This window comes from Streptomyces filipinensis (assembly GCF_014649495.1).
In the GTDB taxonomy this organism is placed as follows: Bacteria; Actinomycetota; Actinomycetes; order Streptomycetales; family Streptomycetaceae; genus Streptomyces; species Streptomyces filipinensis.
The window spans coordinates 17,184-42,611 of the sequence record NZ_BMTD01000032.1 but is presented as its reverse complement, the minus strand read 5'-3'; the positions used below and the strand labels follow the sequence as shown (position 1 = coordinate 42,611).

The following is a 25,428-nucleotide window of genomic DNA, read 5'->3' as shown; positions in this document are numbered from 1 at the left end:
CCGGCCGGCGAAGGAGCGTGAGACCGATGGTGATGGCGGGTACGACGCGTACGGCGGGGGACGACCGCCTGGACCCCCCTGTCGTGACCAGGTGCGGCCGCAGGATAGCCGTGCGGTGTCTGTGGCTCGGGCGTCCCGACCGTCCCGTCGGCCGGATCACGCTCGACGTGGGCGAGGACCAGGGCGGCGAGCCGGGAGTCTGGGCGGCACTCACCCCCGAGGAGGCCCGCGGTCTGGCCCGCCTCCTGCTGCACCAGGCCGGAGCGGCCGAACAGGCTGCCGCCGGCCGCCCGTAGCCCGGCCTGGCGCGAAGCGGCCGTAGCCCAGCTGGGGCCTCGCCCCGCGGGTTAGGATCCGGGCCATGGTCCTGACCGCGAACGACGTCGACCGGTTCGAGGCGTCCAGGCCTCGCCTGGAGGCCATCGCCTACCGCCTCCTCGGCTCGGCGAGCGAGGCGGAGGACGCCGTACAGGACACGTTCCTGCGCTGGCAGACCGCCGACATCGAGCGCATCGAGGTGCCCGAGGCCTGGCTGACGAAGGTCCTCACCAACCTGTGCCTCAACCAGCTCACCTCGGCCCGCGCCCGGCGCGAGACCTACGTGGGCCACTGGCTCCCCGAGCCGCTCCTCGCCGGGGACCCGATGCTCGGCCCGGCCGACACCGCCGAACAGCGCGAATCGCTGTCGTACGCGGTCATGGCCGTGCTGGAGCGGCTGTCCCCGGGCGAGCGGGCCGTGTACGTCCTGCGGGAGGCGTTCGGCTACCCGCACCGGGAGATCGCCGAGATCCTCGACCTCACCGAGGCCGCCAGCCAGCAGACCTTCCACCGCGCCAAGAAGCACGTCGCGGACGGCAGGGCCCGCGCCGAGGTCAGCGAGGCCGCAGCCCGGCGGGTCATCGACGAGTTCCTCGTGGCCGCCACCAGCGGCCGGACCGAGCCGCTGGTACGGCTGCTCACCCAGGACGCCATCGCGATCGGCGACGGCGGCGGGAAGGTCCCGGCCCGCGCGAGGGCGTTCGAGGGCGCCCTCGCGGTCGCCACGTTCATGCGGGGGCTGTTCAAGCCCAGCGCGGCCAAGCGCGCCCTGGTCGGTGGTTCGCCCGCGCTGCACGTCACCACCGCCAACGGCGGCCCCGCCCTGGTGGCGGTCCTCGACGGCCGGATCGTCGGCGTCATGTGCCTGGAGATCACCCCCGAGGGCATCGCCGCGTTCCGCAACCAGGTCAACCCCGACAAGCTCGTGCGCGCGAGCCGGCGGTGGGCGGCCACCGACCACGGAGAACCCCTGCTCGACGCCTTCTGACCTGATGTGAGCTGCTTCACATCGTCTTCCTGTCAGGAAACGGCGGGCCGCCCGGTTCAAGGGGCGAATCCGCTGAAGCGAATCCGCTGGAGACAGGAGCAGGGACATGCAGCAGCACCGCATCGTCGTCCTCGGGGCCGGGTACACCGGAGCCATCGCCGCCGGGCGCCTGGCCAGGCGGCTGCACCGCGAGGACGTCACCATCACGCTCGTCAACGCCGAGCCCGACTTCGTCGAGCGCGTCCGCATGCACCAGCTCGCGGCCGGCCAGGACCTCAGGCCGCGGCCCTTCGGCGAGATGTTCGCGGGCACCGGCGTCGAACTGAGGCTGGCGAAGGTCACCGGTGTCGACGTCGACCGCAGGAGCGTCACCGTCCACCGCACCGACGGCACCGGGCGGGCGGAGGAACTGCCGTACGACACCCTGGTGTACGCCCTCGGCAGCGGCTGGAACGACCAAGGCGTCCCCGGCACCGCCGAGCACGCCGAGCAGCTCGCGAGCCGCCCCGGAGCGCTCCGGCTGCGCGAGCGCCTGGCCGGCCTGGCCGCCGGAGCACCCGTGGTCGTGGTCGGCGGTGGCCTCACCGGCGTGGAGGCGGCGACCGAGATCGCCGAGGCCCGTCCGGACCTCGACGTCGCCCTCGTCGCCCGCGCCGGCCTCGGCGACTGGCTCTCCCCGAAGGGTCGCGGGCACCTGCGGAAGGTCTTCGGCAGGCTCGGCATCACCGCGCACGAACACGCCGTCGTCACCGCCGTCGGCTCCGACCACGTCAGCACCGCCGGGGGCGGCACGATCCCCGCCGCGGTCACCGTGTGGACGACCGGATTCGCGGTCCACCCGATCGCGCGGGCCACCACCCTGGAGGTCACCGGCTCGGGCCAGATCGTGGTCGACCGGACGATGCGCTCGGTCTCGCACCCGGACGTGTACGCCATCGGCGACGCGGCCATGGTGACGGGCCCCGGCGACAAGCCGCTGCGGATGTCGTGCGCCTCGGGCGTCCCCACCGCCTGGCAGGCGGCCGACGCCATCGCGGCGCGCCTGACCGGCGGCAAGCTCCCGAAGGTGCCGATCCGCTACTTCAACCAGTGCGTCTCGCTGGGGCGCAGGGAAGGCCTGATCCAGTACGTCACCGCCGACGACCGTCCCGTCCGGGCCGCCCTGACGGGACGGCTCGCCGCCCTCTACAAGGAACTCGTCTGCAAGGGCGCGGCCTGGGGCGTCGCCAACCCGACGATGGGACTGCCGGCCCGGCGCCACCGCGTGGCCCACCGGCCGGCCCAGACCCCCTCCCCGGCCGAGGCCACGGCCTGACCGGCCACGGGCGGCGGAACGGGCGCCCTCGCGGGGCCCTTCGCCGGCGGCCGGCTCGGCGTGGCGACGCCTCGAACGCCCCGAGCCGCCGGTCCGCCCCCCGAGCCGGTCGCCCGACCGGGAGGCCCCCGCCGTGGGCGGTCTCGAGACCGGGGGCCGGCCCCGGGGCGCCCTCGTCCGTGTGGCGGAGACCCGGATCGGCGTCCGCCCGGCCCGCGAGGAGGCGGCCGCGGTCCCGGCCGCGCCGCACACCCGCACCCGTACGGCGTACTGCACGGCGGGCGGCCTGCCGGCGACGGAGGCCACCGCGGTGCAGATCCTGCCCTACGGGGAGCGCGCGGTCGCCGAAGGCCGGGTGTGTGGCGCCGCCGCGTCCGAGGGCCGCGCGAGTGCCGGGCGGGCCACGCGCGGGCGCAGGACGGTCTACGCCCGGCACGGCTGGCGTCCGGACGGCTCCCGCCGCCCGGGCCCCTCGGGCGTGACCGTCCGGCTGCGGATGACCGTTCGCCCGGGGCGGCAGGCCGGCCCCGCCGCCCGGCTACACGGACCGCAGGCCGGTCAGGTCGTCCAGTTCGGCGGCGAAGAGCTGAGCGGGGTCGAATCCCATCCCGGTGAAGTGGCCGGCGAGTTCGAGGGACAGGGCGCCGTGCAGCCGGGTCCAGAAGGCCAGGGCCCGGCGGAGGGCCGCGGGCGGGGCGGGATGGCCGTCCGCCCAGTCCCGGTGGCCTTCCAGGTGCGTGTCGAACGGCGTGGCCGGGCCGTCGGACGGCAGGGCGGCGCAGGCGTCCAGGAGGGTCGCCATGATCTCGGACGCGATCGCGGTGATGTCGTCGGGCGCGTGGTAGCCGGGGACGGGCGTGCCGTAGACGAGGAAGTAGCGCTGGGGGTCCTCCAGGGCCCATCCCCGCAGGGCGTGCGCCAGCGCGGCCACGTCGGCACCGGCCTGTGAGGCCGCGCCGAAGGTGTCGGCGAGGCTGCGGTACGCGTCCCTGACCAGCTCGGTGATCAGCTCGTCCCGACCGCTGAAGTACCGGTACAGCGCGGGCCCGCTCATGCCCATCCGCTTGGCGATCGCGTTGAGGGAGAGCGCGGACGCGCCCGCCGCGGCGATCTGCTCCCACGCACGTTCCTTGATCTCCGCGCGTACCTGGGCGCGGTAGCGCTCGCGGGGGGACTTCGCTTCCGAACTCACCATGGTTAGAGGTTATCACTGAAGTTATTGACATTCCCGTGCTCGCGGAGTTACAACATCTAACGAACAAGAGAGCAAGTAACTCACCGGAGCGGCAGTGGAGGTCGTCATGCACACCGAAGAACTCGTCGAGGTCGTCCTCCCGGGCAAGGTGGAGCCCGAAGGGCTCCGGATCCGGCGCGGGGCCGTCCCGGCCCCGCGCCCCGGCCAGGTCGTGATCCGGATGGAGGCGACCGGCGTGTCCTTCGCCGAGCAGCAGATGCGCCGAGGCCGCTACTACGACCAGCCGCCGTTCCCGTTCGTGCCCGGCTACGACCTCGTCGGCACGGTGCTGGCGACCGGCGTGGGCGTCGAGCCGGGCCTGGCCGGCACCCGGGTGGCCGCGCTGGTCAAGGTGGGCGGCTGGGCCAGCCATGTGCTCGTCGACGCGGCGGACGTGGTGCCGGTGCCCGACGGGATCGGCGCGGCCCAGGCGGAGACCCTCGTCGTCAACGGCATCACCGCCTGGCAGATGCTGCACCGCAAGGCCCGCGTCCGCGCCGGACACACGGTCGTGGTGTACGGCGCCAACGGCGGCGTCGGCTCGGTCCTGGTCCAACTCGCCCAGGCCGCCGGGGCCCGCGTGATCGGCACGGCGTCCCTGCGCCACCACGACGCCCTGCGGGAGCGGGGAGTCGTCCCCGTCGACTACCGCGCCGACGACGTCGCCGCACGCATCCGGGCCCTCGCCCCCCGCGGCGTGGACGCCGTCTTCGACCACGTCGGCGGACGCGGCATCGTCGACTCCTGGCGCCTGCTCGCCCCCGGCGGCACGCTCGTGTCGTACGGCAGCGCCTCCACCCGTGACGCCGAGGGCTCCAAGCAGTGGCCCGTACTGAAACTCCTCGGGCGGGTATGGCTGTGGAACGCCCTGCCCAATCGCCGTCGCGCCTTCTTCTTCAACGTCTGGGCCGGCCGGGCCCTGGCCAGGAACCGGTTCCGCGCCCGGCTCCGCGCCGACCTCACGCAGGTCTTCGCCGCCCTCCAGCGCGGGGAGGTCACCGCCCAGATCGCCGCCCAACTGCCGCTCACCCGCGTCGCGGACGCCCTGCGGCTGGCCGAGTCCGGCACGGTGGCCGGAAAGGTCGTACTGAACCCGTAGCCGGCACCCCTGACCGGCGGCCCCGAAGGGGGCCCGGGGCCCTCGCGGCTCCTTCGCGATGCGGCTGCGAGAGGAGTTCGCCGAGGTCTTCTAGGGTGAAGCGTTCACCCACCTGTATCCCGAGCGGGGGCGCCCTGCTGTGGCACCGGGTGTGTTGGCATTGGTCACGGTGTTGCAGTTCGCCGAGGGGCTGTCCGATAGGCAGGCGGCAGATGCAGTGCGCACGCGGATCGACTGGAAGTACGCGATCGGCCTGGAGCTGATGGACACCGGGTTCGACTACTCGGTACTCAGCGAGTTCCGGTCCCGGCTGCTGTCAGGCGAGAAGGCCGGGGAGGTCTTCGATCTCGTCCTGCGGCTGGCCAGGGAACGCGGGCTACTGAAGACCGCGGGACGGCAGCGGACCGACTCCGCGAAGGTGCTGGGAGCGATCACAGGACTCAACCGGCTAGCGCTGGTCGGGGAGAGTCTGCGGTCGGCCCTGAACTCGATCGCGGCCGTGGCGCCGGACTGGCTGGCTGGCCGGGTCGAGCTGGAAGGGTTCAACCGCTACGGCCACCGGGTCGAGGAAGCCCGGCTGCCCAGGAGCAAGGACAAACAGCGGGCCTGGACGACGCAGGTCGGCGTGGACGGTGTGAGGCTGATGACCGCGGTCTTCGCCTCCGCCGCACCGACAGGTCCCGCTACCGCGGCCAGCCCAAGACGCACCTCCAGCACCTCTTCGCCGCAGCCGCGGTGAACCTCTCCCGGCTCGACAAATGGACCAGCGGCACACCACGAATCGGCGCCCGCACCTCCCGCTTCGAAGCACTGAGGCCCGCCGCCTGACGGCGACGGGCCTCACGCTGTGGACGGTCATGTAATTCCCCAGCGCTACGGTCACGCAATTCCCCACCTGGGGTGGCTGGCCAAGGGGCCTTCGGGGGCATCTCTCTTGCGAGCAGGAAAGCCGTTCGCCGGTCCGAGCCGGACGCGTCATGATCAGCAATCGTGAGTACACCGAAGCAGCTCCTGGTCCAAGCCGCCGCCCGCAACAACGCCGAGTGGTGCGCGGCGATGGCTCGATCGCACGGCTTGGCCAGCGAATTCGGACCACAAGCATGGGCCGCTCCGGCTCGCACGCCGCTCTACTACCCCGACGCGGTGACGCTGGTGCCGCACGCTGACCGGGCCGCGCTGGCGACTCGGATCGACACCGCCACACCCGGCGCCTCGGTCAAGGACAGCTTCGCCGACCTCGACTTGACGGAGGCCGGCTTTCAGGTGCTGTTCGAGGCGCAGTGGATCCACCGCCCGGCAGGTGCGCCCGCCCTTACGTCGGACCTTGACTGGTATGTGGTGGGCGCCCCGGACACGCTGCGCGCGTGGGCGCTCGCGTGGGACGACGGCAACGGCAATGCGGACCTCTTCCGGCCCGAACTGCTCGACGACTCAGCCACCTTCGTGCTCGCCGGGCAGTCCGCCAGCGGCCGAGTGGTCGCCGGGGCGGTGGCTAGCCGCAGCAACCACGTGGTCGGAATCACCAATGTCTTCGCGCTGGACGGCGGCCCTGACGTGGCCTGGCCGGTCGTACTGGGCGCGGTGCACCGGCTGTTTCCCACCCTGCCAGTAGTCGGCTACGAGCAGGGCGACGACCTGATGGCTGCCATCCGCCATGGCTTCGAGCCCGTGGGTCCGCTGCGTATCTGGCTGCACGACTCGTAGACGGACCGGCTCCGGTACCCTCCGAGCCCCCTTCCGCGATTCCCATGGGGACATGTGACCGTACGGGTGGGGAAATACGTGACGCCCAACACGCCCCAGGTGGGGAATTGCATGACCGTCGACACACGCAGGGGCCAGGCATTAACCAGCAGAGTCGAATGGGTGACCCCCGGTGCCCCCGGATGGCGCCACCGGAAGAGCGCCGTGGTGCAGGTCGGATTAGCCTCCGAAATGAGCGCTGAATGGATCTTTGTCACGGTGCGCTCCACTCGCCCCAAGGAGGAGAAATGCGCAAGCTCTCCAAGGCCGCTGTCGCGGCCGCGGTCATCGCTAGCGTGAGCTTCATAGCCACCGGCACCGCCACCGCGCAAGCCGCGGTACCCATGTATGGCGGCGGTGGGTGCAAGTCGCACGACCTGGATCTCGACCTCCTCGGTGAGGTGGGCATCGCCAACGGCCTGCTCGGCAACCTGGTCAATGGTGAGGGCAGTCCAGGTGCGCAGATCACCCATGTCGGTTCCGACTGCGGTCACGATCGGTAGCCGGGGCACCTGGCTCACCGCATCGGGTCCCGGCGCCAGGGCCACCGGCCCGTCGCCCGTCCGGCCGTCATGGCCGTTTGTCTTCATGTGAGAAGTGGATGCCAAAGGCCCCGGACCGTCCCCGGTCCGGGGCCTTTGCGTGGCCCCCCGGCGCCCGGGGGCCGCCCCCGGCCGCCGACCGACGCCGTCCAGGGCGCGGACGTCCGCTACGGCGGCGACGGACGACCCGCGCGTCGGCACCTTCGTCGGCGGCCGCCGGCTCAGGACCGATGACCCGTCAGCGCCGCGAGCTCCGCGTCGGCACGCTCGGTGACCAGGGCGAGGACGCGGCCGGCGGCGGCCAGGTCCGCTGCGGGTATGCCGCCCCAGACGCGGGCGGTGAGAGGGGCGGTCTCGGCGCTGATGGCGGCGATCAGCTCGCGCCCCGCAGCCGTGGGGCGAAGGTGCGCGCCGTCCGCGGTGAGCAGCCGCTTGACCAGCAACTCCGCGACGGTGGCGCGGATGTCGGCCGGGTCGGCCTTGAGGGAGGCCTGGACCTGGGTGACGAGATCGTCCGGCGTCTGCGGGGTGCCGGCGGCGATGGCGGCGCGCAGGGCGATCTGCTGCTGGAACGTGGTGCCGTGCCGGGCCAGGACGTGCTCCAGGACGCCTCGGGCGGCGTAGTGGGCCAGGCCGAGGGCACGGGCGTCGGCGACGGCCGCGGTCGAAGTGGACGCGGTCGTGGTGGCTGCGGTGGTGGTCATGGTGTCCCCTGAGTGCTCTCGTCGTTCGGTACGGATGGAGCGAGAGGTGCGTCGAGCAGGGTCGTCAACTCGTCGGTGAAGGCGCGTGTCCGCGGGGCGTCGAGGCCGCCCAGTGGCTCCAGCAGGCTTTCGAGCAGCCGCTGGACCACCGCGATGGCCTGCTCTGTGACGGCCTGTCCCCGCTCGGTGAGGGCGAGTTGCACGGCCCGCGGGTCGCGGGGGTCGCGGGTGCGCTCGATCAGTCCGGCGGACTCCAGGGCCCGCGCCAGCTTCGAGACGTACAGCGCCTCCAGGCCGGTGTGGTCGGCGAGTTGACGCTGACTGGGCCGCTCACCGGCGCGCTGCATGCCGTGCAGCGACGCGACCGCGGAGTACTGCGCGTGGGTCAGGCCCAGTGGAGCCACCGCGCGATCGACCGCGACGCGCCACTTGTTGGCGAGCCGCCACACCAGGAAGCCGGGCGTGGGGCCCGGAGAACCCTTGCTCATGGCGAATAGAGTACATGGCGACTATATCCATGGCTACTATTTCACCCGGTCTCCTCGGTGTGACGTTTGAGCATGCAGGTGCGCTTGATACTGCGGACCCGCCGTGCCCCGCCGGCGGCTCCCCCCTCTCCCCCTCATGAAGGAGATGCATGCGCAAGCGCGCCGCCTTTGCCGTCCTCAGCGCCGTCACCGCGCTGGCCGGCTTCGCCGTCCCGGCTGCCCACGCGGACGAGACCCAGAGCGACGTCCAGATCAGCAACGTCCTCTTCGACGGTGGCAAGAACATCGTGGTCGGTCTCTACGCCAAGACGGTCACGGTCTCAGGGACCTTCACCCATCCGTCGGGCATCCAGGACGCGGACTTCCTCCTGTGGCGTGGACCGGACGGGACGAACCCCTACGAGGCGTACGACGACCGCATCGAGTCGGACCAGTACTACTCCCACGCGGACTGCGTCGCCTCAAGTGCCACCACGTCCACCTGCTCGCAGACGTTCTCCCTCGAACCGGACTGGAGGTACGGCGGCACCGCGCTCACCAACGCCCACGCCGGCACCTGGAAGGTGAGCGTGCAGGCGGTGGCCAATGACGACACCCTGACCCGTACGGCGAGCTACACCACGACCCGTCTGCAGCGGCAGTCCCAACTCACCGTGAACGCGGGCCCGGAGCCGGTGGCCAAGGGCAAGACCCTCACCGTCACCGGCAAGCTCACCCGGGCCGACTGGGACAATCTCGCCTACTTCGGGTACACCAATCAGCCCGTCAGGCTCCAGTTCCGCAAGGCCGGTACGACGACGTACACCACCGTCAAGACCGTGTACACCTCCGGCACCGGCAGCCTGACGACCACGGTTCCCGCCGCCGAAGACGGCTACTGGCGCTGGAACTTCGCGGGGACCTCCACCACCCCGCCCGTCAAGGCGACCGGTGACTTCGTGGACGTGCAGTAGCCCGAACACCGCCCCCGGCAGCGGACCCACCCGCGACGCTCCCGTAGAGGTACTCCCCCCGCTTCCTCGCGCCGCCCTCGCTCCCTTCCGGGGGCGAGGGCAGGAGCAGCCCGGGCGGCGGGATCAGCCGGCCAGCCGGTTGATGGCGGCGGCGGCGATGCCCTCCATGGAGCCGGGGTCGTCGCTGGGCTGACCGGAGAGCTCGACGATGCCGAACCGGTGACCGCTGCGGATCACCGCGACACCGCCGGTGACCTTGCCGCCGCCGTTGAAGGCCGGGTACCAACGGCCCTCGCCGGCCCGGACGGTGATCGCGTGTCCCGTGCCGTAGTGCCAGTGACCGGCCGGCTCGTTCTGGCAGCCGCGCACCAGCTCGTCGAGCCGCTTCTCGTACGAGACCGCCGACGTGTCGCCGGAGCCCTCCGCGACGGATTCGGTCAGCGAGACGGCCCTGGTGTCGAATTTCCAGGTCACGTCGGCGTAGGCGGCGGCCTTCCCCTTGGTCAGGGTGCGCATCGTCTCCTCGCCGGAGCATGCCGAGAGGGCCTGCTTCCCGGTCAGGTCCACCGTCGCGCCGACCGGGGCCAGGCCCTGCTGGAAGAAGTCCTCACTCTGCATCAGGTTGCCGGAGCCGAGGCCCGGCTCAGCGGTACGCGCGATGGCCGACCGGCTCGCAGCGTCCGTGTCCGCGCCGGCGGCAGCGGGCTGCGCGCCGATGCCGACCGCGATCAGGGCGGCACCGGCCAGGGCGGCCGCGCCCGCGGTACGGCGGCGACGCGAGGACTTCTTGCGGGCTGCCTGGTTGTCGAGCACCTCGAACATCTCATCTCCTGTCTGGTCGTGACGCGGTTCGCGTCCTCGTACACCTGGGAGATGCCGGCCCCACGGGAGATGTTGGATGCCGGTCCGCCGCGATCTGTGTGATCCACCTCACCTCTGTCGCCGTCGTTCGAGGCGGTGTCAGAGCTGTGTCACGGCCGCACGGACGATCCGCGTCGTCGCCGCCGTGCCCAGGCAGGCGTCGACCTCCAGCACGCCGAAGTGGGAGCCGTTCCGGAGTACGGCGATGCCTCCACAGGGCTCCTTGCCCCGTGGTGCGGTCCCTGTGGTGTTCAGGTCGCCGTCGTAGGTGCCCATCCAGCTCGCGGTGATGCCCGGTGCGACGGTGATCGTGTGCGTCGGCCCGTAGACCCAGTGGCCGGCCGGTTCCTCCTGGCAGGGCACCTCCTCCAGCAGCAGGCGCTCGGCGAAGTTCTGGGCCAGTGCCGGGCTCCTGGCGTCGGCGGCGACCTCGTGCGCGACCTGGTCCTCGATGTGCACCGCCAGCGTGGGGTCGTCGGGGTCCGTGTCCCTGCTCGTGGCGAACCCGCGGAAGTGCGCGTCCGGCCCGCCCAGGGTCTCGTTGAGGGTCTTCTCGCCGGCGCAGACCGCGTTGGCGTACCTGCCGTCGCCGACACGGTCCCGCACGTAGACGCGGCGGGTGATGCCGGCCTTCCTGAACGCGGCCGCCGCCAGCAGGTGCCGTTCCGTCATGGGCCCGGCGGCGGGCTTCGGCGGGGGAGAGCCGTCACGCGGCGAGGACGCGGCGGCGCCGGGCGTCGCCGCGGGGGTGGCCGTAGCGGAGCGAGCGGGCAGCACGAACCGCCCGGTCAGCAGGCCGAGTCCGACGGCTGCCGCCAGGATGGCGACGATCGTACGAGCCCGCACGACAGCACCACCCTGCCCTAGTCCGGCTGAAGGGCGAGGCGGTCGCGCATGAAGCGACGGGCCTGATGGATGCGGTCCTTGACCGTGCCCAGGGGCGCGCCGGTGACCTCGGCGACCTGAAGATAGGTCAGGTCGCCGAGGTCGCGCAGCACGAAGGACTCCACCAGGGCCGGATGCCGCTCTTCGAGCGCGGCCAGCGACTCCATCAGATCCAGCCGGGTTCCCGCGATGACGCTGGTCGTCCGGGGGTCGGTGCCCTCGGGGAGGACCGGATGACTGTCCTCCGCGCGCCGGCGCATCGAGCGGTACGTGGACCGGGCGGCGTTCGAGGCGATCACGGTCACCCAGCCGAGGAAGGCGCCCCGCCCGCTGTAGTCGTGCAGATGGGTGCTGATGGACAACAGGGCGTCCTGCGCGGCCTCTTCGGCGTCGGCGTGGTGCGGGAGGAACCTGGAGCAGCGGCGCAGGACCGTGGGGCGGAGCCTGACGAGGAGGCGGTCCAGGGACGCCCGGTCACCCGCCTGGGCGGACGCCACGAGCTGTGTCAGCTCATCCTCTTCCATCACCCTGCCGCCCCCCGTTCGTGTCCGGCGTTCGCATCCGACCCGGATCCCCCCGGCCCCACCCGGAGTTCCCCGTCCCATGGCCTCGGGCACAATGTCGCCACATGCAGAAGCTAGGCCGTTATCTCCTTGAGGAGAGGCTGGGAGCCGGTTCGTTCGCCACCGTCTGGAAAGCATACGATCCCGAGCTCGACACGGATGTCGCGGTCAAGGTGCTGGCCGACAACTGGGCGTCGAACGCCGATGTACGACAACGGTTCCTGGCGGAGGCGAAGCTGCTCCGCAGGATCTCCAGCCCCCGCGTCGTACGGGTCCACGACGTCGGTGTGCAGGACGACCGGCCCTACTTCGTCATGGACTACGTCCGTGGCGGCACGCTGGCCGAGAAGATCGGGCACTGCCGGCCCGCGGAGGCGCTCCGGCTGGCGGCCGAGGCCGGATACGCCGTCCAGGTGCTCCATGACGCGGGCGTCGTCCACCGCGACGTCAAGCCGTCGAACCTCCTGCTCGACGCCGGCCGCACGCCTCCCGCCGTACTCGTCGCGGACCTCGGCAGCGCGAAACGGCTGGCCGACGCGTCGGGGCTGACCGTGACCACGGGCACTCCCGCGTACATGGCTCCCGAGCAGGCCTTCCAGACGGGCGGGTTCGACGGCCGGGCCGATGTGTACGCCCTCGGTGCCGTCGCGTTCGAACTGCTCACCGGGCAGAAGCCGTTCGGTCCGGGCGGTCGTGCGGTCCCTGCGACGGAGCGGGCACCCGTGTTGCCGGCGGTCCCCCGGGGGCCCGGGGTGCCGAACGGCATCGACGTCCTTCTGCGTGCCGCGCTGTCCGTGGAGCCCGGGGACCGGCCCCCCACCGCTCAGGCGTTCGCGGACGCGCTGCTGTCACGGGAGGGAGGGGAGTGGGCGCCGGCCGGGGCTTCGGGGCCGGCACGCCTTGTGGTCTGGCTCGCGGCGGTCGTCGTGTTCCTGGTGACGGCGGTGCTGACCTGGGCGGCCCGCTGAGCGTGCCCGTGATCACGCCCCGCGCCGAAGGCGGGGCGCGGGCTCGGGGTCATCCCGGCCCCGCCGCCCCCTTCTTCACAGGGCGGAGTCGTCCCACTGGTCGAGGAGGTCCTCGACCGCCTCGGGACCTGGTTCCCCCTGACCGTCATGGAGCGCCTGTTCGCTCCAGATCACCTTGCCGCGGGCCATGTAGCGGGTGCCCCAGCGCTCGGCGAACTGGCCGACGAGGAACAGGCCGCGGCCGCCCTCGTCGGTGGGGGCCGCCCGCCGCATGTGCGGGGAGGTGCTGCTGCCGTCGGAGACCTCGCAGATCAGGCAGCGGTCGTACAGCATGCGGACCTGGACGGGCGGGGAGCCGTAGCGGATGGCATTGGTGATCAGCTCGCTGAGGATCAGCTCGGTGGCGTACCCGATGTCCCGCAGGCCCCAGGCCTCCAGGGTCCGGGCGCAGTCGGCGCGGACCGGTGCCACGGCCGCGGCGTCGGGCGGCACGTCCCAGGTGGCGACCCGCTCGGCGGGCAGCAGGCGGGTCCTCGCCACGAGCAGGGCGATGTCGTCGCTGGGCCGGGCGGGCAGCAGCGCGCCGAGGACGTCCGCGCAGGTCTCCTCCGGCGTACGGTCCGTGGCGGCGGTCAGCGCGGCGCGCAGCTGCTCAAGGCCCGTGTCGATGTCCCGGTCACGGTCCTCCACCAGCCCGTCGGTGTACAGCACGATCCGCGATCCCTCGGGCAGCACCAGGTGTGCCGACTCGACCGGCAGGCCGCCGCCCAGGCCGAGGGGCGGGAAGACCGGTACGTCGGGGAACGAGACGGTGCCGTCGGGCAGCACGACGGCGGGGCCGGGATGGCCGGCCCGGGCCACGGTGACCTGGCCGGCGACCGGGTCGTAGACGGCGTACAGGCAGGTGGCTCCGGTGATGCCCGCCCCGGGCTGCTCGCTCGTCTCGTCGCTGTCGATACGGCTCACCAGCTCGTCCAGGCGGACCAGCAGCTCGTCCGGGGGCAGGTCGAGTGCGGAGAGGTTGTCCACGGCGGTGCGCAGCCGGCCCATGGTGGCCGCCGCGTGCAGCCCGTGCCCGACCACGTCACCGACGACCAGTGCCACCCGGGCGCCCGGCAGCGGGATGACGTCGAACCAGTCCCCGCCCACGCCGGCCTGCGCGGGCAGATAGCGGTACGCCACGTCGAGCGCCGTCTGGTCGGGGACACCGCGCGGCAGCAGGCTGCGCTGCAGGGTGACGGCCGTGGTGTGCTCACGCGTGTAGCGGCGGGCGTTGTCGATGGCGAGCGCGGCCCGGGCCACCAGCTCCTCGGCGACCGCCACGTCCTCCTCCTCGAAGGGATCGGGCCGCTCGGAGCGCCAGAAGCTGGCCACGCCCATGAGGATGCCGCGGGCGCGCAGCGGGATCACCATCATCGAGTGGATGCCGTGGGCGATGATCCGGCGCGCGTTGACGGGGTCGTCCTCCTGCCATCCGGTCAGCGCGGGGAGGTTCGCCTCCAGCACGGGTTCACCGGTGCCGAACCCGATCGCCTGCGGGGTCTCGGCGCCGAAGTCGATGAGCTGGCCGACCGGGTACAGCGGATGCTCCTCGTGGAGGCCGGTGACGGCCGTCCGGCGCATCAGGGTGCCCTGCGGCTCCCCGCCCTGAAGGATCGAGTCGACCAGATCGACGCTGACGTAGTCGGCGAACCGCGGTACCGCGAACCGGGTCAGTTCCTCGGCGGTGCGGACGATGTCGAGCGCGGTCCCGATCCTGGTCGCGGCGTCGTAGAGCAGCCGCAACCGGCGCTCGGCCACGGCGGCCTTGCCGGTGACGGCCTGCAGCTCGGTGGTGTCGCGCAGGGTGACCATGCTGCCCGCGGGACCGCCGTAGGGTGCGGTCGGCCGTACGTTCACCGCGAGCAGACGTTCGCCGACCGCGTGCACCTCGTCCGTCACCGACCGCCCCGACAGCAGCAGCTCCGTGAGGACCGGTGCGAGGCCCAGGTCGGCTACCCGTCGCGCCTCGGTGCCCGGGGGCAGGCCCAGCAGCCGACGCGACTCGTCGTTGGCGAGCACGAGCCGCCCGCCTTCGTCGACGATGAGCACGCCCTCGCGGGCCGCGTGCAGCACCGCGTCATGGTGGTCGTACATCCGCCGGAGCTCGGCAGGTTCCAGGCCGCGCGTCTGCCGTCGCAGCCGCCGGCTCACGAGCGCCGACCCGCCCGCCACCAGCAGCAGCGCGCCGCCCGCGGCGCCGAACAGGAGCGGCAGCTGCCCGGCCATCCGCTGGTGCACGCTCCTGACCGTGATGCCCACGGCCACCAGCCCGACGACCTTGCCGTGGCTGTCGAAGACGGGGACGGTCGAATCCACGGCCTGGCCGACGGGCGTGCCGAACGTGGAGGTGTGGGGGTGCCCGGCCAGCGCCTCGGCGAAGGTGCCGGTGACGTGCTTGCCGATCAGCCGGGGGTCGGGGTGGGTCCACCGGTACCCGGCCGGGCTGAACGCGACGATGTAGTCGACCCCCGACCTCCTGCGCGCCGCCTCCGCCCTCGGCTGCAGCAGCGCACTCGGGTCGGCGGACCGCATCGCGGCGAGCGTGCCCGGAGCGTTCGCGAAGGTCTCGGCGCCGACGAGAGAGCGTTCCCGCGCCTCCTGCACGCCTGCTCCCTGAGCCTGCAGCACCAGGGCCGTGACCGCCGCCACGCCGAACAGGATCAGGAGGGCCAGCTGCAGCACGAACACCTGACCGGCGAGGCTGCGGACGCTGAACGGGGAGCGACGAGGTTCGCCCGGGGCGGGCGGGGCCGTCCCGGCGCCGGCGGGGTCCGCCGACGCTCTGACTAGGCCAAAACGCCTCTTCACGGTCCATTATTAACACCAGCCGCATGTCTGGGGCCGGGAGTGCGCCCGAACAGGGGTCTGACCGGGGCGGCCGCGGGCGGAACGTTCCGTTGGCACACCTGTACGGTGAACCAGGGCGTCCGTATGGCTCATTCATTCGAGTCGGATCCCTCGAACGAGGTATCCAGCGTCAACTCTGCTTGACGTGATCAAGAACCTCAGGCGGGCCGCCCTCGCGGTCGCACTCCTCGTCGTGCCCTTCATGGCACCCACTCCAGCCCAAGCGCAGGACCACGACGCCCCGGCGTACACCGTCACCCTCGCGGCGGCCGTTCATGAACTGCCCGTCGCCGCGGAGGTGCGGGACGGGTACCAGCGCACGAGCTTCAAGCACTGGAACGCGGGCAAGAACCCGGCCGACGGCTGCAACACCCGGGCCGAGGTGCTTCTCGCGGAGGCGATCGACCCACCCCAGGTCCTTCCGGGCTGCAAGCTGTCCGGAGGGCGCTGGTGGTCGTACTACGACTCCAAGTGGATCACCTCGGCCGCCGCCCTGGACGTCGACCACATGGTGCCGCTGGCCGAGGCCTGGGACTCCGGGGCGTCGCAGTGGACGGCCGCGCGGCGCGAGGCCTACGCGAACGACCTGGACGCTCCGACCTCCCTCGTCGCCGTCTCGGCAGCCGCGAACCGCAGCAAGGCCGACCAGGACCCGGCCCAGTGGCTGCCGCCGACGGCCGAAGTCACGTGCCGGTACATCTCGGAATGGGTCGGGACCAAACTCCGCTGGGGACTCACCGCGGACGCCGTGGAACTCGAAGCGCTCGACCAACTCGCGGGGGCGTGCCCCGGCAGGACCGTGACCTACCAGCCGGCCCCGTAGAACCGCGGCGGCGGAACGGTTCGGCGCCCGTCGGCGTCGTCCCTCTCCGGGGTGCACCGTGGCTGTGCCCCGGAGAGGGGAGACGGGTGGATACGGGCGGCTTCGCCAAGTGGACAAGGCGGTTCGAGGACGAGCTTGAGCGCAGGCGCACCCAGGGTGACCCGGACTGGGCGCAGCGCCCGACCCTGCATCCGGCGGTGTGGGCCGGCATCCAGCGCTTCCAGGTCGGCGAGGACGGTGACGGCGCCAACCTCGTCGGCAAAGCGGAGGAGGCCGGCGACAGCGACTACGCACAGGCGGTGCGCCTCTTCGTCGCCGAGGAGCAGAACCACGCCCGCCTGCTCGCCCGGCTGCTGGCCGCGGGCGGTGTACCGACGCTGAGCGGCCACTGGAGCGACGCGGTCTTCGTACGGCTGCGGCGCCTCATGGGCCTGCGCATGGAACTGCTGGTGCTGATGATCGCGGAAGTGGTGGCACTGCGTTATTACCAGGCCCTGCGCGACGGCACCGACGACCCGCTCACCTCGGACGTGGCGGGGCGGATCCTCGCCGACGAGCAGCGCCACGTCCCGTTCCACTGCGAGCGCCTGCACGCCTCCCTGGCGGAGCTGCCCCGCGCCCTGCGCCGTCCGGTGATGACCCTGTGGCGACTCCTGCTGCTCGCCGTCTGCCTCGTCGTCGCCGTCGACCACGGTCCGGCACTGCGACAACTCGGCGTCGGCCGCCTGCGCTTCACCGCTGACACGGCCGCCTCGTCCGGTGCGGTCGTCTCCGCGGTACTGACGCCCCGCCCGGACGCCTGGACCGGCGCGCCCCCACTTCACCGGCGGGGCTAGGGGTGTCGTTCGGATCAGCACGCCACCGGACTCCTCCGGGGCCGGTGACCAGGTCACCCGTTCGCCGCCGGCCGATGGCCCGCGGCCCCGGAGAGCCCCACGATGGCGGAGCGGGCCACGCCCGTACCAGGGCCGGGCACGCCGGTTTCGAGCCGATCGGCACGGGCGGTCCGCTCGGGCTCACCGTCTCTCCCCCCGCCGGAGGCCGCAGTGGGACACGCCGTCGGGGACGTGCTGGGCCTGGCCGCGGGTGTCGCGGTCAGCCCCCTGCCGATCGTGGCGGTCATCCTCGTCCTGGCCACCCCGCGGGGGCGTCTCAACGGACCGCTCTTCGCCCTCGGATGGGTCCTGGGGCTCGCGGCGCTCGGCGCGATCACGCTGGTCGTGGGCGGAACAGGCGGCGCCTCGGCCCCTAGGCACCCGGCCACCTGGGTCGGAGCCCTCAAAGTCGTTCTGGGCGCACTGCTCGCCCTCTTCGGCGCCGGCCGGTGGCGGCGCCGCCCCAAGGACGCCACCCAGGCACAGCTTCCGAAGTGGATGGCGGCGATCGACCGCTTCACCCCCGTCAAGACGTTCGGCCTGGGGCTGCTGCTCTCGGCGGCCAATCTCAAGAACGCCCCCCTGACCATCGCCGCGGGCGCCTCGATCAGCTCCGCCGGGATCCCCGTGCCCCAGCAGATCGGAGCACTCGCGATCTTCGTGGCCATCGCGTCCCTCGGAGTGCTCGCACCACTCGCCGTCTACCTGGTCACGGGCCGACGCGCCCAGGGCATCCTCGCCGACTGGCGGGAGTGGGCCGCGCGGCACAACGTCGCCGTCATGGCCGTCCTGTTCTTCGTGTTCGGCCTCAAACTCCTCGGCGACGGCATCAGCATCCTCGCCGCCTGAGACCCTGACACTCCTCCTGGCCCGCCGATGGCGCGCACACATCGCCCGCACCCGGCGAAGCCAGGTGCGCGGGGAAGCCAGGTGCGCGGGGAGCCGGGTGTGCGGGAATCCAGCTGTCCGGGGCCCGGCCGCGTGCGGCCGATCGGCGCAGTCCGCCCGCGCCCGGCGGGTGGCCCGGCCTTCCGGATGATTCGGTGTCGTCAGCAGCGCCGACAGGAGCAGGAGGTTTCCCGATGGCCCCGGACCCGCCCGCACCCTTCCGCCCCCCGACAGCGCGGCCCCTGTCCGAGGCGGCCTTCCGCGAGCTGTACCGCCGGCTGCGTGGCCGGGCGCACGACGGTGGGGCGGTACGGCGTGGCGCGCTGGACCGGCTGACGCCGGAGCGGGTCGTGGCGGCGGCCGCCGAGGTCCGGTGCGGGCGCACCGTGTCGCTCGCCGCGACCGTCGAGACCCGGTCCGCACCGGACAGTCCGGAGCCCGCGTCCCATCGGATGACGGCGCCCACGCACCGGGAGGAGACCGCCGCACCCGGCCTCGTGTTCGCCCGCGACCGGTTCGCCATGAACGTGCACGGCGACGTCGACAGCCACCTCGACGCGCTGTGCCACGTGATCTTCGACGGCGAGCTGTACGGCGGCGTCCCGTCGAGCACCGTGACACCTGACGGTGCCGGAGCGCTCACCCTCGACCTGGTGCGGGACGGCATCGTCGGCCGCGGTGTCCTGCTGGACCTCCCGCGGCTGCGCGGGGTGCCCTGGCTCGATCCCGGCGACCAGGTGACCGCCGAGGACCTCGCCGCGGCCGAGACCGTCCAGGAGACCACGGTCAAACCGGGTGACCTGCTGTTCGTGCGGGTGGGGCACCGCCTGCGGCGCCGTACCCTCGGGCCCTGGGACGTGACGCGGGCCCGGGCGGGCCTGCATCCGACGGCGATGGACTTCCTGGCCGAGCGGGGCGTGTCGGTCCTGGGCTCGGACGGCAACAGCGACGCCGCGCCGAGCGCGGTCGCCGAGGTCGGGTTTCCCGTGCATGTGCTGGCCGTCAACGCCATGGGGCTGCACCTGCTGGACTGGCTGGACTTCGAGGAACTGGTACCGCTGTGCGAACAGCAGGCGCGCTGGCACTTCCTGTGCGTCATCGCCCCGCTGCGGCTTCCGGCGGCGACCGGCTCCCCGGTGAACCCGATCGCCGTGCTGTGACCGTGCCGGTGCGGCGCCCGCTCCGGGTGCCGCACCCTCATACGGCGCGTACGTTCGAAGAAGGGGACCCGCAAGAACCCGCACCGGGCGCAGACCACGCGAACAAGGACGGTGGTTGCCATGGACGCCCTGCCCGCGTACGACGTCATCGTCATCGGCTCCGGTGCCGGCGGCGGCACCCTGGCCCACCGCCTCGCCCCGTCCGGCAAACGGGTGCTCGTCCTCGAACGCGGCGACTACCTCCCGCGTGAACGCGACAACTGGGACTCCACCGCCGTTTTCGTGAAGGCCAAGTACCGGGCCCCGGAGTTCTGGCTGGACCGGCACGGCAACGAGTTCCCGCCCGAGGTGAACTACTACGTCGGCGGGAACACCAAGTTCTACGGCGCGGCGCTGTTCCGGCTGCGCCCCGAGGACTTCGGCGAACTCCGCCACCACGACGGCATCTCCCCGGCCTGGCCCCTCGGTTACGACGATCTGGAGCCGTACTACACCCAGGCGGAGCACCTCTACCTGGTGCACGGCCGGCACGGCGAGGACCCCTGGGAAGGGCCCTGCAGCGCCCAGTACGCCTACCCTCCGGTCGAACACGAGCCGCGCATCGAGCAGTTGAGCCTGGACCTGGAGAAGCAGGGACTGCACCCCTTCCACCTCCCCATCGGGGTCGACCTCACGCAGGACGAGGACGGCCGGGCCACCCACTCCAGCGCCTGCATCCGCTGCAACCGCGTGGACGGCTTCCCCTGCCTGGTCCGCGCCAAGTCCGACGCCCAGGTGATCTGCGTGGAGCCGGCGCTGCGGCACCCGAACGTGGACATGTTCACCAACGCCCGGGTGACCCGGCTGGAGACCGACACCAGCGGACGCAGCGTCACCAGCGTCGTCGCCCAGCTCCCGGGCGAGCGGGAGGCCCGGTTCTCGGCCGACCTCGTGGTCGTGGCGTGCGGGGCCGTCAACTCGGCGGCGCTCCTGCTGGCTTCGGCGAACGACCGGCACCCGCGCGGCCTGGCGAACAGCTCCGACGTGGTCGGGCGGCACTACATGCGCCACAACAACCTGGCGCTGATGGCCGTTTCGAAGGAACCCAACGACACCCAGTTCCAGAAGACCCTCGCCCTGCACGACTGGTACCTGGGCGCGGACGACTGGGAGTACCCGCTCGGCGGGATCCAGATGCTCGGCAAGTCGGACGCCGACCAGATCCACGGCGAGGCCCCGCGCTGGGCCGGAGCGGTCACCCCGGACATGCCCTTCGAGGTCCTGGCCCATCACGCCGTCGACTTCTGGCTGTGCGGAGAGGACCTGCCGCGGCCGGACAACCGGGTGACCCTGGAGGACGACGGCCGGATCCGGCTCACCCTCGACGAGGGCAACAACATCGCCGGCCTGCGGCGCCTGCGGCACAAGCTCCAGCACATGCTCGGCCACCTGGGCATGCACGAGCACCGTCTGCTGTCCCGCAGCATCTACCTGCACAAGGGCATGCCGATCGGTGCCACCGCACACCAGGCCGGCACGGTGCGTTTCGGCACCGACCCGGCGTCCTCGGCCCTGGACCTCAACTGCAAGGCCCACGACCTGGACAACCTCTACGTCGTCGACACCAGCTTCTTCCCGAGCATCGGCGCGGTCAACCCGTCCCTGACGGCCATCGCGAACGCCCTGCGGGTCGGCGACCACCTGCTGGAGCGGCTCGGCTGAGCCCCCGGCACCGCCCGCACCCCGACCGGGCGAACATCGTGCGCCGGGCAGCGCAACGCGGTTCGCCACGGCATGCCGCCGTTCTTCCCCGGTGCTTGTCTGATGAGCGGACCTCCGGGCGACGGGCCCGGCGGAAGCGGGCACGCACTGGAGGAGCAGGACATCGTGAGTTCCACCGAGGCGACATCCCAGGGCGTGATGGTCCCCGCCCACCTGCTGCGGGGCCAGAAGGCGTTGGTGACCGGCGCGAACTCCGGCATCGGCCGGGCGACGGCCGTCGCCCTGGGCCGGGCGGGGGCGGATGTCGTGGTCAACTACGTGGCCGGTGCCGAGGAGGCCGAGAAGGTGGTCGAGGAGATCACCGCCCTCGGCGTCCGGGCGGCCGCCCACCAGGCGGACGTCTCCGACGAGCAGCAGGTCGTCGCCATGATGGACCGGATGGTCAAGGAGTTCGGCACGATCGACATCCTGGTCGCGAACGCGGGACTGCAGCGGGACGCGCCGTTCACCGAGATGACCCTCGCCCAGTGGCAGAAGGTCCTGGACGTCAATCTCACCGGGCAGTTCCTGTGCGCCCGCGAGGCGACCAAGGAGTTCCTGCGCCGCGGAGTGGTCCCGGAGGTGTCGCGCGCGGCCGGGAAGATCATCTGCATGAGCTCGGTGCACCAGATCATCCCCTGGGCCGGGCACGTCAACTACGCCTCCTCCAAGGGGGGCGTGCAGATGATGATGGAGACGCTGGCCCAGGAGCTCGCCCCGAAGAAGGTCCGCGTGAACGCGATCGCCCCCGGAGCCATCAGGACCCCCATCAACCGCAGCGCCTGGGAGACGCCACAGGCCCGGCAGGACCTGCTGCGGCTGATCCCCTACGGCCGCATCGGCGACCCCGAGGACATCGGCTACGCGGCCGTCGGCCTCGCCTCCGACCTCATGGACTACGTCGTGGGCGCCACCTTGTACGTCGACGGCGGGATGACGCTCTTCCCGGGATTCGCCACCGGCGGCTGACCCGGACACCCGCGCCCGACTAGCGCTTTTGGAGGGCCTCGTTCAACGTGATGGCCGAGTCGATCAGGGCGAGATGGGTGAACGCCTGCGGGAAGTTGCCGAGCTGACGGCCCGTCGGGTCGATCTCCTCGGAGTACAGGCCCAGGTGGTTGGCGTACCCCATCATCTTCTCGAACACCAGCCTGGCCCGGTTCGTCCGTCCCGCGCGCGCCAGGGCGTCGACGTACATGAACGTGCACAGGGAGAAGGTGCCCTCCGAGCCTCGCAGGCCGTCGGGCGAGGCATCGGGGTTGTACCGGTAGACCAGGCTGTCGCTGACCAGTTCCTCCTCCATGGCGTCCAGGGTCGCCGACCACATCGGATCCCCCGGGGTGAGGAAACCGACCGTCGCCATGCGCAGCAGCGAGGAGTCCAGGACCTCACTGCCGTAGTGCTGGACGAAGGCGTGCCGGTCCTCGCTCCAGCCCTTGGCCATGACCTGCTCGTAGACGGCGTCCCGTTCGGCCTGCCAGCGTCCGGCCGCGGACGGCCACCCCTTTGCCTGGGCGAGTCGCAGCGCGCGGTCGAACGCCACCCACGACATCACCCGCCCGTACGTGAAGTCCTGGCGGCCGCCGCGGGTCTCCCAGATGCCTTCCTCCGCCTGGTCCCAGTGGTCGGCCAGCCATTCCAGGTCCGTCCGCAGCGAGGTCCAGCCCCCGTGCCCGACCTGGAAGCCGTGCCGGTGCGCGAAGTAGATGCTGTCCAACGCCTCGCCGTAGATGTCCAGTTGAAGCTGGGTGGCGGCGCCGTTGCCGATCCGTACCGGGGCGGAACCCGCGTAGCCCTCCCAGTGGTCGAGGATCCGCTCGGTCAGGTCGGAGGCGCCGTCGACCTTGTACATGATGTTCAGCGGGCCCGTCTCCCCGTCGCGGCCGGCCCGCTCCTTGACCCGGTCGCCCAGCCAGATGATGAACGCCCTGGCCTCCTCCGTGAAACCCAGCCCCAGCAGGGCGTACACGGAGAAGGAGGCGTCCCGGATCCAGGTGAAGCGGTAGTCCCAGTTGCGCTCGCCGCCAAGCTGCTCCGGGAGGGCCGCCGTGGGAGCGGCCACCACCGCGCCACTGGGGGCGAAGGTCATGAGCTTCAGCGTGATCGCGGATCGTTCCACCATCTCCCGCCAGCGCCCGGTGTAGCGCGACTGCGCCAGCCAGGAACGCCAGAACGCCGCCGTCTCCTCGAAGAGCCGTTCGTGCTCGTCGCGGCGGACCTCCCTGGGCGGTCCCTCGGCACCCGTCTCCAGAATCAGCCCGCGCTGCTGCCCGGCCTCCAGGGTCAGTGAGACCCGCAGGTCGGCTTCCCCGTCCGCCAGGAAGTCCGCGAGCCGCTCGTCCTCCGGCTCCCGGATGGGATGCACGGTGAGTTCGGTACCGTCCTTGGCGGCGAAGACCGCTCCGTGCGGGGTGATGTGCAACTGGTGCTTCATGAGCCCGTAGTCGAAGCGCGGGGCGATCTCCAGATCGAAGGTCATGGTGCCGCGCACACAGCGGACCAGGCGGACCAGCCGGTGCCGGTGCGTGACCGCCGTACCGGTCACGGGCATGAAGTCGATCACCTCACCGGCGCCCGCCTCGGTCATGAACCGGGTCACCAGGATCGCCGTGTCCGGCAGGTACAACTGCTTGGTCGAATGGGTGGGGTGCGCCGGCCGGACCGTGCAGTGGCCGCCCTTCTCCTTGTCCAGAAGTGCCCCGAACACACTCGGTGAGTCGAACCGCGGGGAGCAGAACCAGTCGACCACCCCCTCGGTGGTCACCAGCGCCGCGGTCTGCAGATCGCCGATCAGCCCGTGGTTCTCGATCAACGGGTAGTCGTCCATCGGGGCGCCCCTTCCGGTGTGGGATTCACCCGAACGCACCCCCTCGATCAGCCTATGCCGCGGCTCCTGCTCCGGCTCGCCGGAAAGACCCCGGGGGCCGCTGGCCCCGTGCGCCGGCACGGAGGTGCCGTTGCACCCGCGGGGTGAGGGTTCCGACGATCACGCGTACCGCCCCGTTGCTCAGGCGCCCGCGGCCGTGACGACGGCGTCGGTGACGAAGCCGAGCAGGAGACCGAGGAGGATGCACCAGGTGGTGAGGGTCTTGAGACCGGCCTTGCGGGCGACGGCCAGCAGCTCGATGACGACGTAGAGGATCGAGCCGGCGGCGAGGCCCAGGAAGGCGATGGACAGGGTGTCGTTGACCAGGTGCTGGCCGACGAGGGTGCCGAGGAAGGTGGGGCCGCCACCGATCAGGCCGAGCCACAGGAGGGTGAGCCAGGACGGGCGTTCACCCTCGGCGGCCAGGGGGGCGACGATGCCGAAGCCCTCGGTGGCGTTGTGCAGGCCGAAGCCGACGATCAGCAGGAGGGCCAGGGAGAGTTCGCCCTGGGCGGCGGAGTTGCCGATGGCGAGGCCTTCGGCGAAGTTGTGCAGGCCGATGCCAGTGGCGATCATCAGCGCGAGTGAGCCCGCCTGGCTGCGGGTCTTCGGCGCCAGTTCGGCGGTGGTGGCGGCGCCGGGGCCCGTGGTCCGAGCGGCGGCTTCGCGGCGGCGGGCGATCCAGCCGTCGTAGTGGACGAGCCCGGCGAGGCCGATGGTCAGGCCGGCGGCCAGGGTGAAGCCCCCGGACGCCACCGTTCCCCAGGCATGCTCGCCGAGCGCCCCGTCGATGGGCTCCCAGGCGTGGGTCAGCACGTCCCAGACGAGGAAGATCAGGATGCCGATGGCAACGGCGTTCAGGCCGGCCCTGAGCCGGGGCGTGGGTGTGCGGAGGCGGCCGAGGGGAAGGCCGAGGTAGATGGTGAAGCCTGCGATGGCTCCGAGCAGGGCGATGTTGCCGCTGGACATAGGGACTCCGGTCTGACGTGCAGGGGAAGCGCACAGACCGTAAGGGAGGCAAGGCTTACCTAACAAGTGGCGGAAGCCTGGCTTCAGCGAGACTTGGAGAAGTCGTTACGCGTTCGGGACCGGGGCGTGGGCCCAGTCCCCTTTCGTGCGCAGGGGCGATGTCCGACAACCGCCCACCGCCCGCGCCGCCTTGGGGCCACCGCGCGCACGGCTCGTGCGGCCGCGCCGAGGAAGACCCCGAAAGGCGTTCTGGCGCATCTGGAAGACGTCACCAACCGGACGCATGCTCGTCGGCTCGCGCGTTCCAGTCCGGCGTGACCGGGCGCGCGTCGTGGCAGGTGAAGCCGAGGCGGGTCAGTGCCCGGTGCATCTCGACCGAGGTGAAGTCGCGGCGGTCCTGTCTGGTGATCACTTCCCCGACCTGCATCACGGGGTAGGCACGGCGGTCGATGGTCACGCACACGCCGGTGGCGGGTTCGGGCGTGATGCCGCTCATCGACTGCTCGACCTCGAACTTGGTCAGGTCGAAGGGGAACCGGGCGATGACACAGCGCATG

General features: G+C 71.9%; 25 protein-coding genes. 15 read left to right on the top strand and 10 right to left on the bottom strand.

Translation table 11 applies throughout. The features are described from left to right. The first annotated feature begins 26 nt into the window (after window positions 1-26). From IE244_RS39410 to IE244_RS39400, 3 genes are all read left to right on the top strand, one after another. The gene (locus tag IE244_RS39410) at window positions 27-296 is read left to right on the top strand and encodes a hypothetical protein (RefSeq protein ID WP_229854771.1); all 270 of its coding nucleotides are present in this window, start codon (window positions 27-29) and stop codon (window positions 294-296) included. Window positions 297-361: 65 nt separating this feature from the next. Then, window positions 362-1,306, top strand: coding sequence for an RNA polymerase sigma factor SigJ (sigJ, locus tag IE244_RS39405; RefSeq protein ID WP_191878389.1), 945 nt, complete (start codon window positions 362-364; stop codon window positions 1,304-1,306). A 106-nt stretch (window positions 1,307-1,412) separates the two neighbouring features. After that, the gene (locus tag IE244_RS39400; protein WP_191878388.1) at window positions 1,413-2,621 is read left to right on the top strand and encodes an NAD(P)/FAD-dependent oxidoreductase; all 1,209 of its coding nucleotides are present in this window, start codon (window positions 1,413-1,415) and stop codon (window positions 2,619-2,621) included. Window positions 2,622-3,159: 538 nt separating this feature from the next. Here IE244_RS39400 and IE244_RS39395 read toward each other — a convergent pair. Beyond that, window positions 3,160-3,816 carry a TetR/AcrR family transcriptional regulator gene (locus IE244_RS39395; RefSeq protein WP_191878387.1) on the bottom strand — a complete coding sequence of 219 codons (657 nt, stop codon included), beginning with the start codon at window positions 3,814-3,816 and terminating at the stop codon, window positions 3,160-3,162. Between the two features lie 106 nt (window positions 3,817-3,922). On the opposite strand from IE244_RS39395, the gene IE244_RS39390 reads away from it, so the two are divergent. From IE244_RS39390 to IE244_RS39375, 4 genes are all read left to right on the top strand, one after another. Continuing rightward, window positions 3,923-4,954 (top strand): medium chain dehydrogenase/reductase family protein, encoded by a 1,032-nt coding sequence (locus IE244_RS39390; protein ID WP_191878386.1) that lies wholly within the window; start codon window positions 3,923-3,925, stop codon window positions 4,952-4,954. A gap of 112 nt (window positions 4,955-5,066) precedes the next feature. After that, the gene (locus IE244_RS39385; protein WP_506005186.1) at window positions 5,067-5,693 is read left to right on the top strand and encodes a transposase; all 627 of its coding nucleotides are present in this window, start codon (window positions 5,067-5,069) and stop codon (window positions 5,691-5,693) included. A 317-nt stretch (window positions 5,694-6,010) separates the two neighbouring features. Further along, window positions 6,011-6,658 (top strand): hypothetical protein, encoded by a 648-nt coding sequence (locus IE244_RS39380; RefSeq protein WP_373305832.1) that lies wholly within the window; start codon window positions 6,011-6,013, stop codon window positions 6,656-6,658. A 287-nt stretch (window positions 6,659-6,945) separates the two neighbouring features. Continuing rightward, complete coding sequence (locus IE244_RS39375; protein WP_191878383.1) at window positions 6,946-7,200, top strand: hypothetical protein; 255 nt, start codon at window positions 6,946-6,948, stop codon at window positions 7,198-7,200. A 260-nt stretch (window positions 7,201-7,460) separates the two neighbouring features. Here the strand turns inward: IE244_RS39375 and IE244_RS39370 are convergent, their stop codons facing one another. Beyond that, the gene (locus IE244_RS39370; protein ID WP_191878382.1) at window positions 7,461-7,943 is read right to left on the bottom strand and encodes a winged helix DNA-binding protein; all 483 of its coding nucleotides are present in this window, start codon (window positions 7,941-7,943) and stop codon (window positions 7,461-7,463) included. After that, window positions 7,940-8,431, bottom strand: coding sequence for a MarR family winged helix-turn-helix transcriptional regulator (locus IE244_RS39365; protein ID WP_191878381.1), 492 nt, complete (start codon window positions 8,429-8,431; stop codon window positions 7,940-7,942). The genes IE244_RS39370 and IE244_RS39365 overlap by 4 nt, the downstream gene beginning before the upstream one ends. A 149-nt stretch (window positions 8,432-8,580) precedes the next feature. On the opposite strand from IE244_RS39365, the gene IE244_RS39360 reads away from it, so the two are divergent. Continuing rightward, on the top strand, window positions 8,581-9,384 hold the full coding sequence (locus IE244_RS39360) for a calcium-binding protein (RefSeq protein ID WP_191878380.1): 804 nt from the start codon (window positions 8,581-8,583) through the stop codon (window positions 9,382-9,384). A 123-nt stretch (window positions 9,385-9,507) separates the two neighbouring features. On the opposite strand, the gene IE244_RS39355 is transcribed toward IE244_RS39360, so the two are convergent. From IE244_RS39355 to IE244_RS39345, 3 genes are all read right to left on the bottom strand, one after another. Further along, the gene (locus IE244_RS39355; protein WP_191878379.1) at window positions 9,508-10,206 is read right to left on the bottom strand and encodes a hypothetical protein; all 699 of its coding nucleotides are present in this window, start codon (window positions 10,204-10,206) and stop codon (window positions 9,508-9,510) included. A gap of 138 nt (window positions 10,207-10,344) precedes the next feature. Further along, window positions 10,345-11,091: a hypothetical protein gene (locus tag IE244_RS39350; protein WP_191878378.1), complete on the bottom strand. Its 747-nt coding sequence runs from the start codon at window positions 11,089-11,091 to the stop codon at window positions 10,345-10,347. A 17-nt stretch (window positions 11,092-11,108) separates the two neighbouring features. Continuing rightward, a complete protein-coding gene (locus IE244_RS39345) occupies window positions 11,109-11,654 on the bottom strand; it encodes an RNA polymerase sigma factor (protein ID WP_191878377.1) in 546 nt (181 codons plus the stop codon). Window positions 11,655-11,758: 104 nt separating this feature from the next. Between IE244_RS39345 and IE244_RS39340 the strand changes: the two genes are divergently transcribed. Next, window positions 11,759-12,661 carry a serine/threonine-protein kinase gene (locus IE244_RS39340; protein ID WP_191878376.1) on the top strand — a complete coding sequence of 301 codons (903 nt, stop codon included), beginning with the start codon at window positions 11,759-11,761 and terminating at the stop codon, window positions 12,659-12,661. A 75-nt stretch (window positions 12,662-12,736) separates the two neighbouring features. On the opposite strand, the gene IE244_RS39335 is transcribed toward IE244_RS39340, so the two are convergent. Next, on the bottom strand, window positions 12,737-15,391 hold the full coding sequence (locus IE244_RS39335; protein ID WP_191878375.1) for a SpoIIE family protein phosphatase: 2,655 nt from the start codon (window positions 15,389-15,391) through the stop codon (window positions 12,737-12,739). A 304-nt stretch (window positions 15,392-15,695) separates the two neighbouring features. Here IE244_RS39335 and IE244_RS39330 point away from each other — a divergent pair, with 304 nt between their 5' ends. From IE244_RS39330 to IE244_RS39305, 6 genes are all read left to right on the top strand, one after another. Next, window positions 15,696-16,373, top strand: coding sequence for an HNH endonuclease family protein (locus tag IE244_RS39330; RefSeq protein WP_229854769.1), 678 nt, complete (start codon window positions 15,696-15,698; stop codon window positions 16,371-16,373). Between the two features lie 86 nt (window positions 16,374-16,459). Continuing rightward, window positions 16,460-17,209, top strand: coding sequence for a ferritin-like domain-containing protein (locus IE244_RS39325; RefSeq protein WP_191878374.1), 750 nt, complete (start codon window positions 16,460-16,462; stop codon window positions 17,207-17,209). A gap of 210 nt (window positions 17,210-17,419) precedes the next feature. Next, a complete protein-coding gene (locus tag IE244_RS39320) occupies window positions 17,420-18,097 on the top strand; it encodes a GAP family protein (protein ID WP_191878373.1) in 678 nt (225 codons plus the stop codon). A 233-nt stretch (window positions 18,098-18,330) separates the two neighbouring features. Then, entirely contained in the window at window positions 18,331-19,296 is a 966-nt protein-coding gene (locus IE244_RS39315) for a cyclase family protein (protein WP_191878372.1), read from the top strand. Between the two features lie 120 nt (window positions 19,297-19,416). Continuing rightward, window positions 19,417-20,997 (top strand): GMC family oxidoreductase, encoded by a 1,581-nt coding sequence (locus IE244_RS39310; protein ID WP_191878371.1) that lies wholly within the window; start codon window positions 19,417-19,419, stop codon window positions 20,995-20,997. 198 nt (window positions 20,998-21,195) lie between these two features. Continuing rightward, window positions 21,196-22,005: an SDR family oxidoreductase gene (locus IE244_RS39305; protein ID WP_191878409.1), complete on the top strand. Its 810-nt coding sequence runs from the start codon at window positions 21,196-21,198 to the stop codon at window positions 22,003-22,005. Window positions 22,006-22,024: 19 nt separating this feature from the next. Here the strand turns inward: IE244_RS39305 and IE244_RS39300 are convergent, their stop codons facing one another. From IE244_RS39300 to IE244_RS39290, 3 genes are all read right to left on the bottom strand, one after another. Continuing rightward, window positions 22,025-23,863, bottom strand: coding sequence for a glycoside hydrolase family 15 protein (locus IE244_RS39300; protein WP_191878370.1), 1,839 nt, complete (start codon window positions 23,861-23,863; stop codon window positions 22,025-22,027). Window positions 23,864-24,043: 180 nt separating this feature from the next. Next, complete coding sequence (locus IE244_RS39295) at window positions 24,044-24,871, bottom strand: ZIP family metal transporter (RefSeq protein ID WP_191878369.1); 828 nt, start codon at window positions 24,869-24,871, stop codon at window positions 24,044-24,046. 268 nt (window positions 24,872-25,139) lie between these two features. After that, on the bottom strand, window positions 25,140-25,427 hold the full coding sequence (locus tag IE244_RS39290; RefSeq protein WP_191878368.1) for an SCO5918 family protein: 288 nt from the start codon (window positions 25,425-25,427) through the stop codon (window positions 25,140-25,142). Window position 25,428 lies beyond the last annotated feature (1 nt).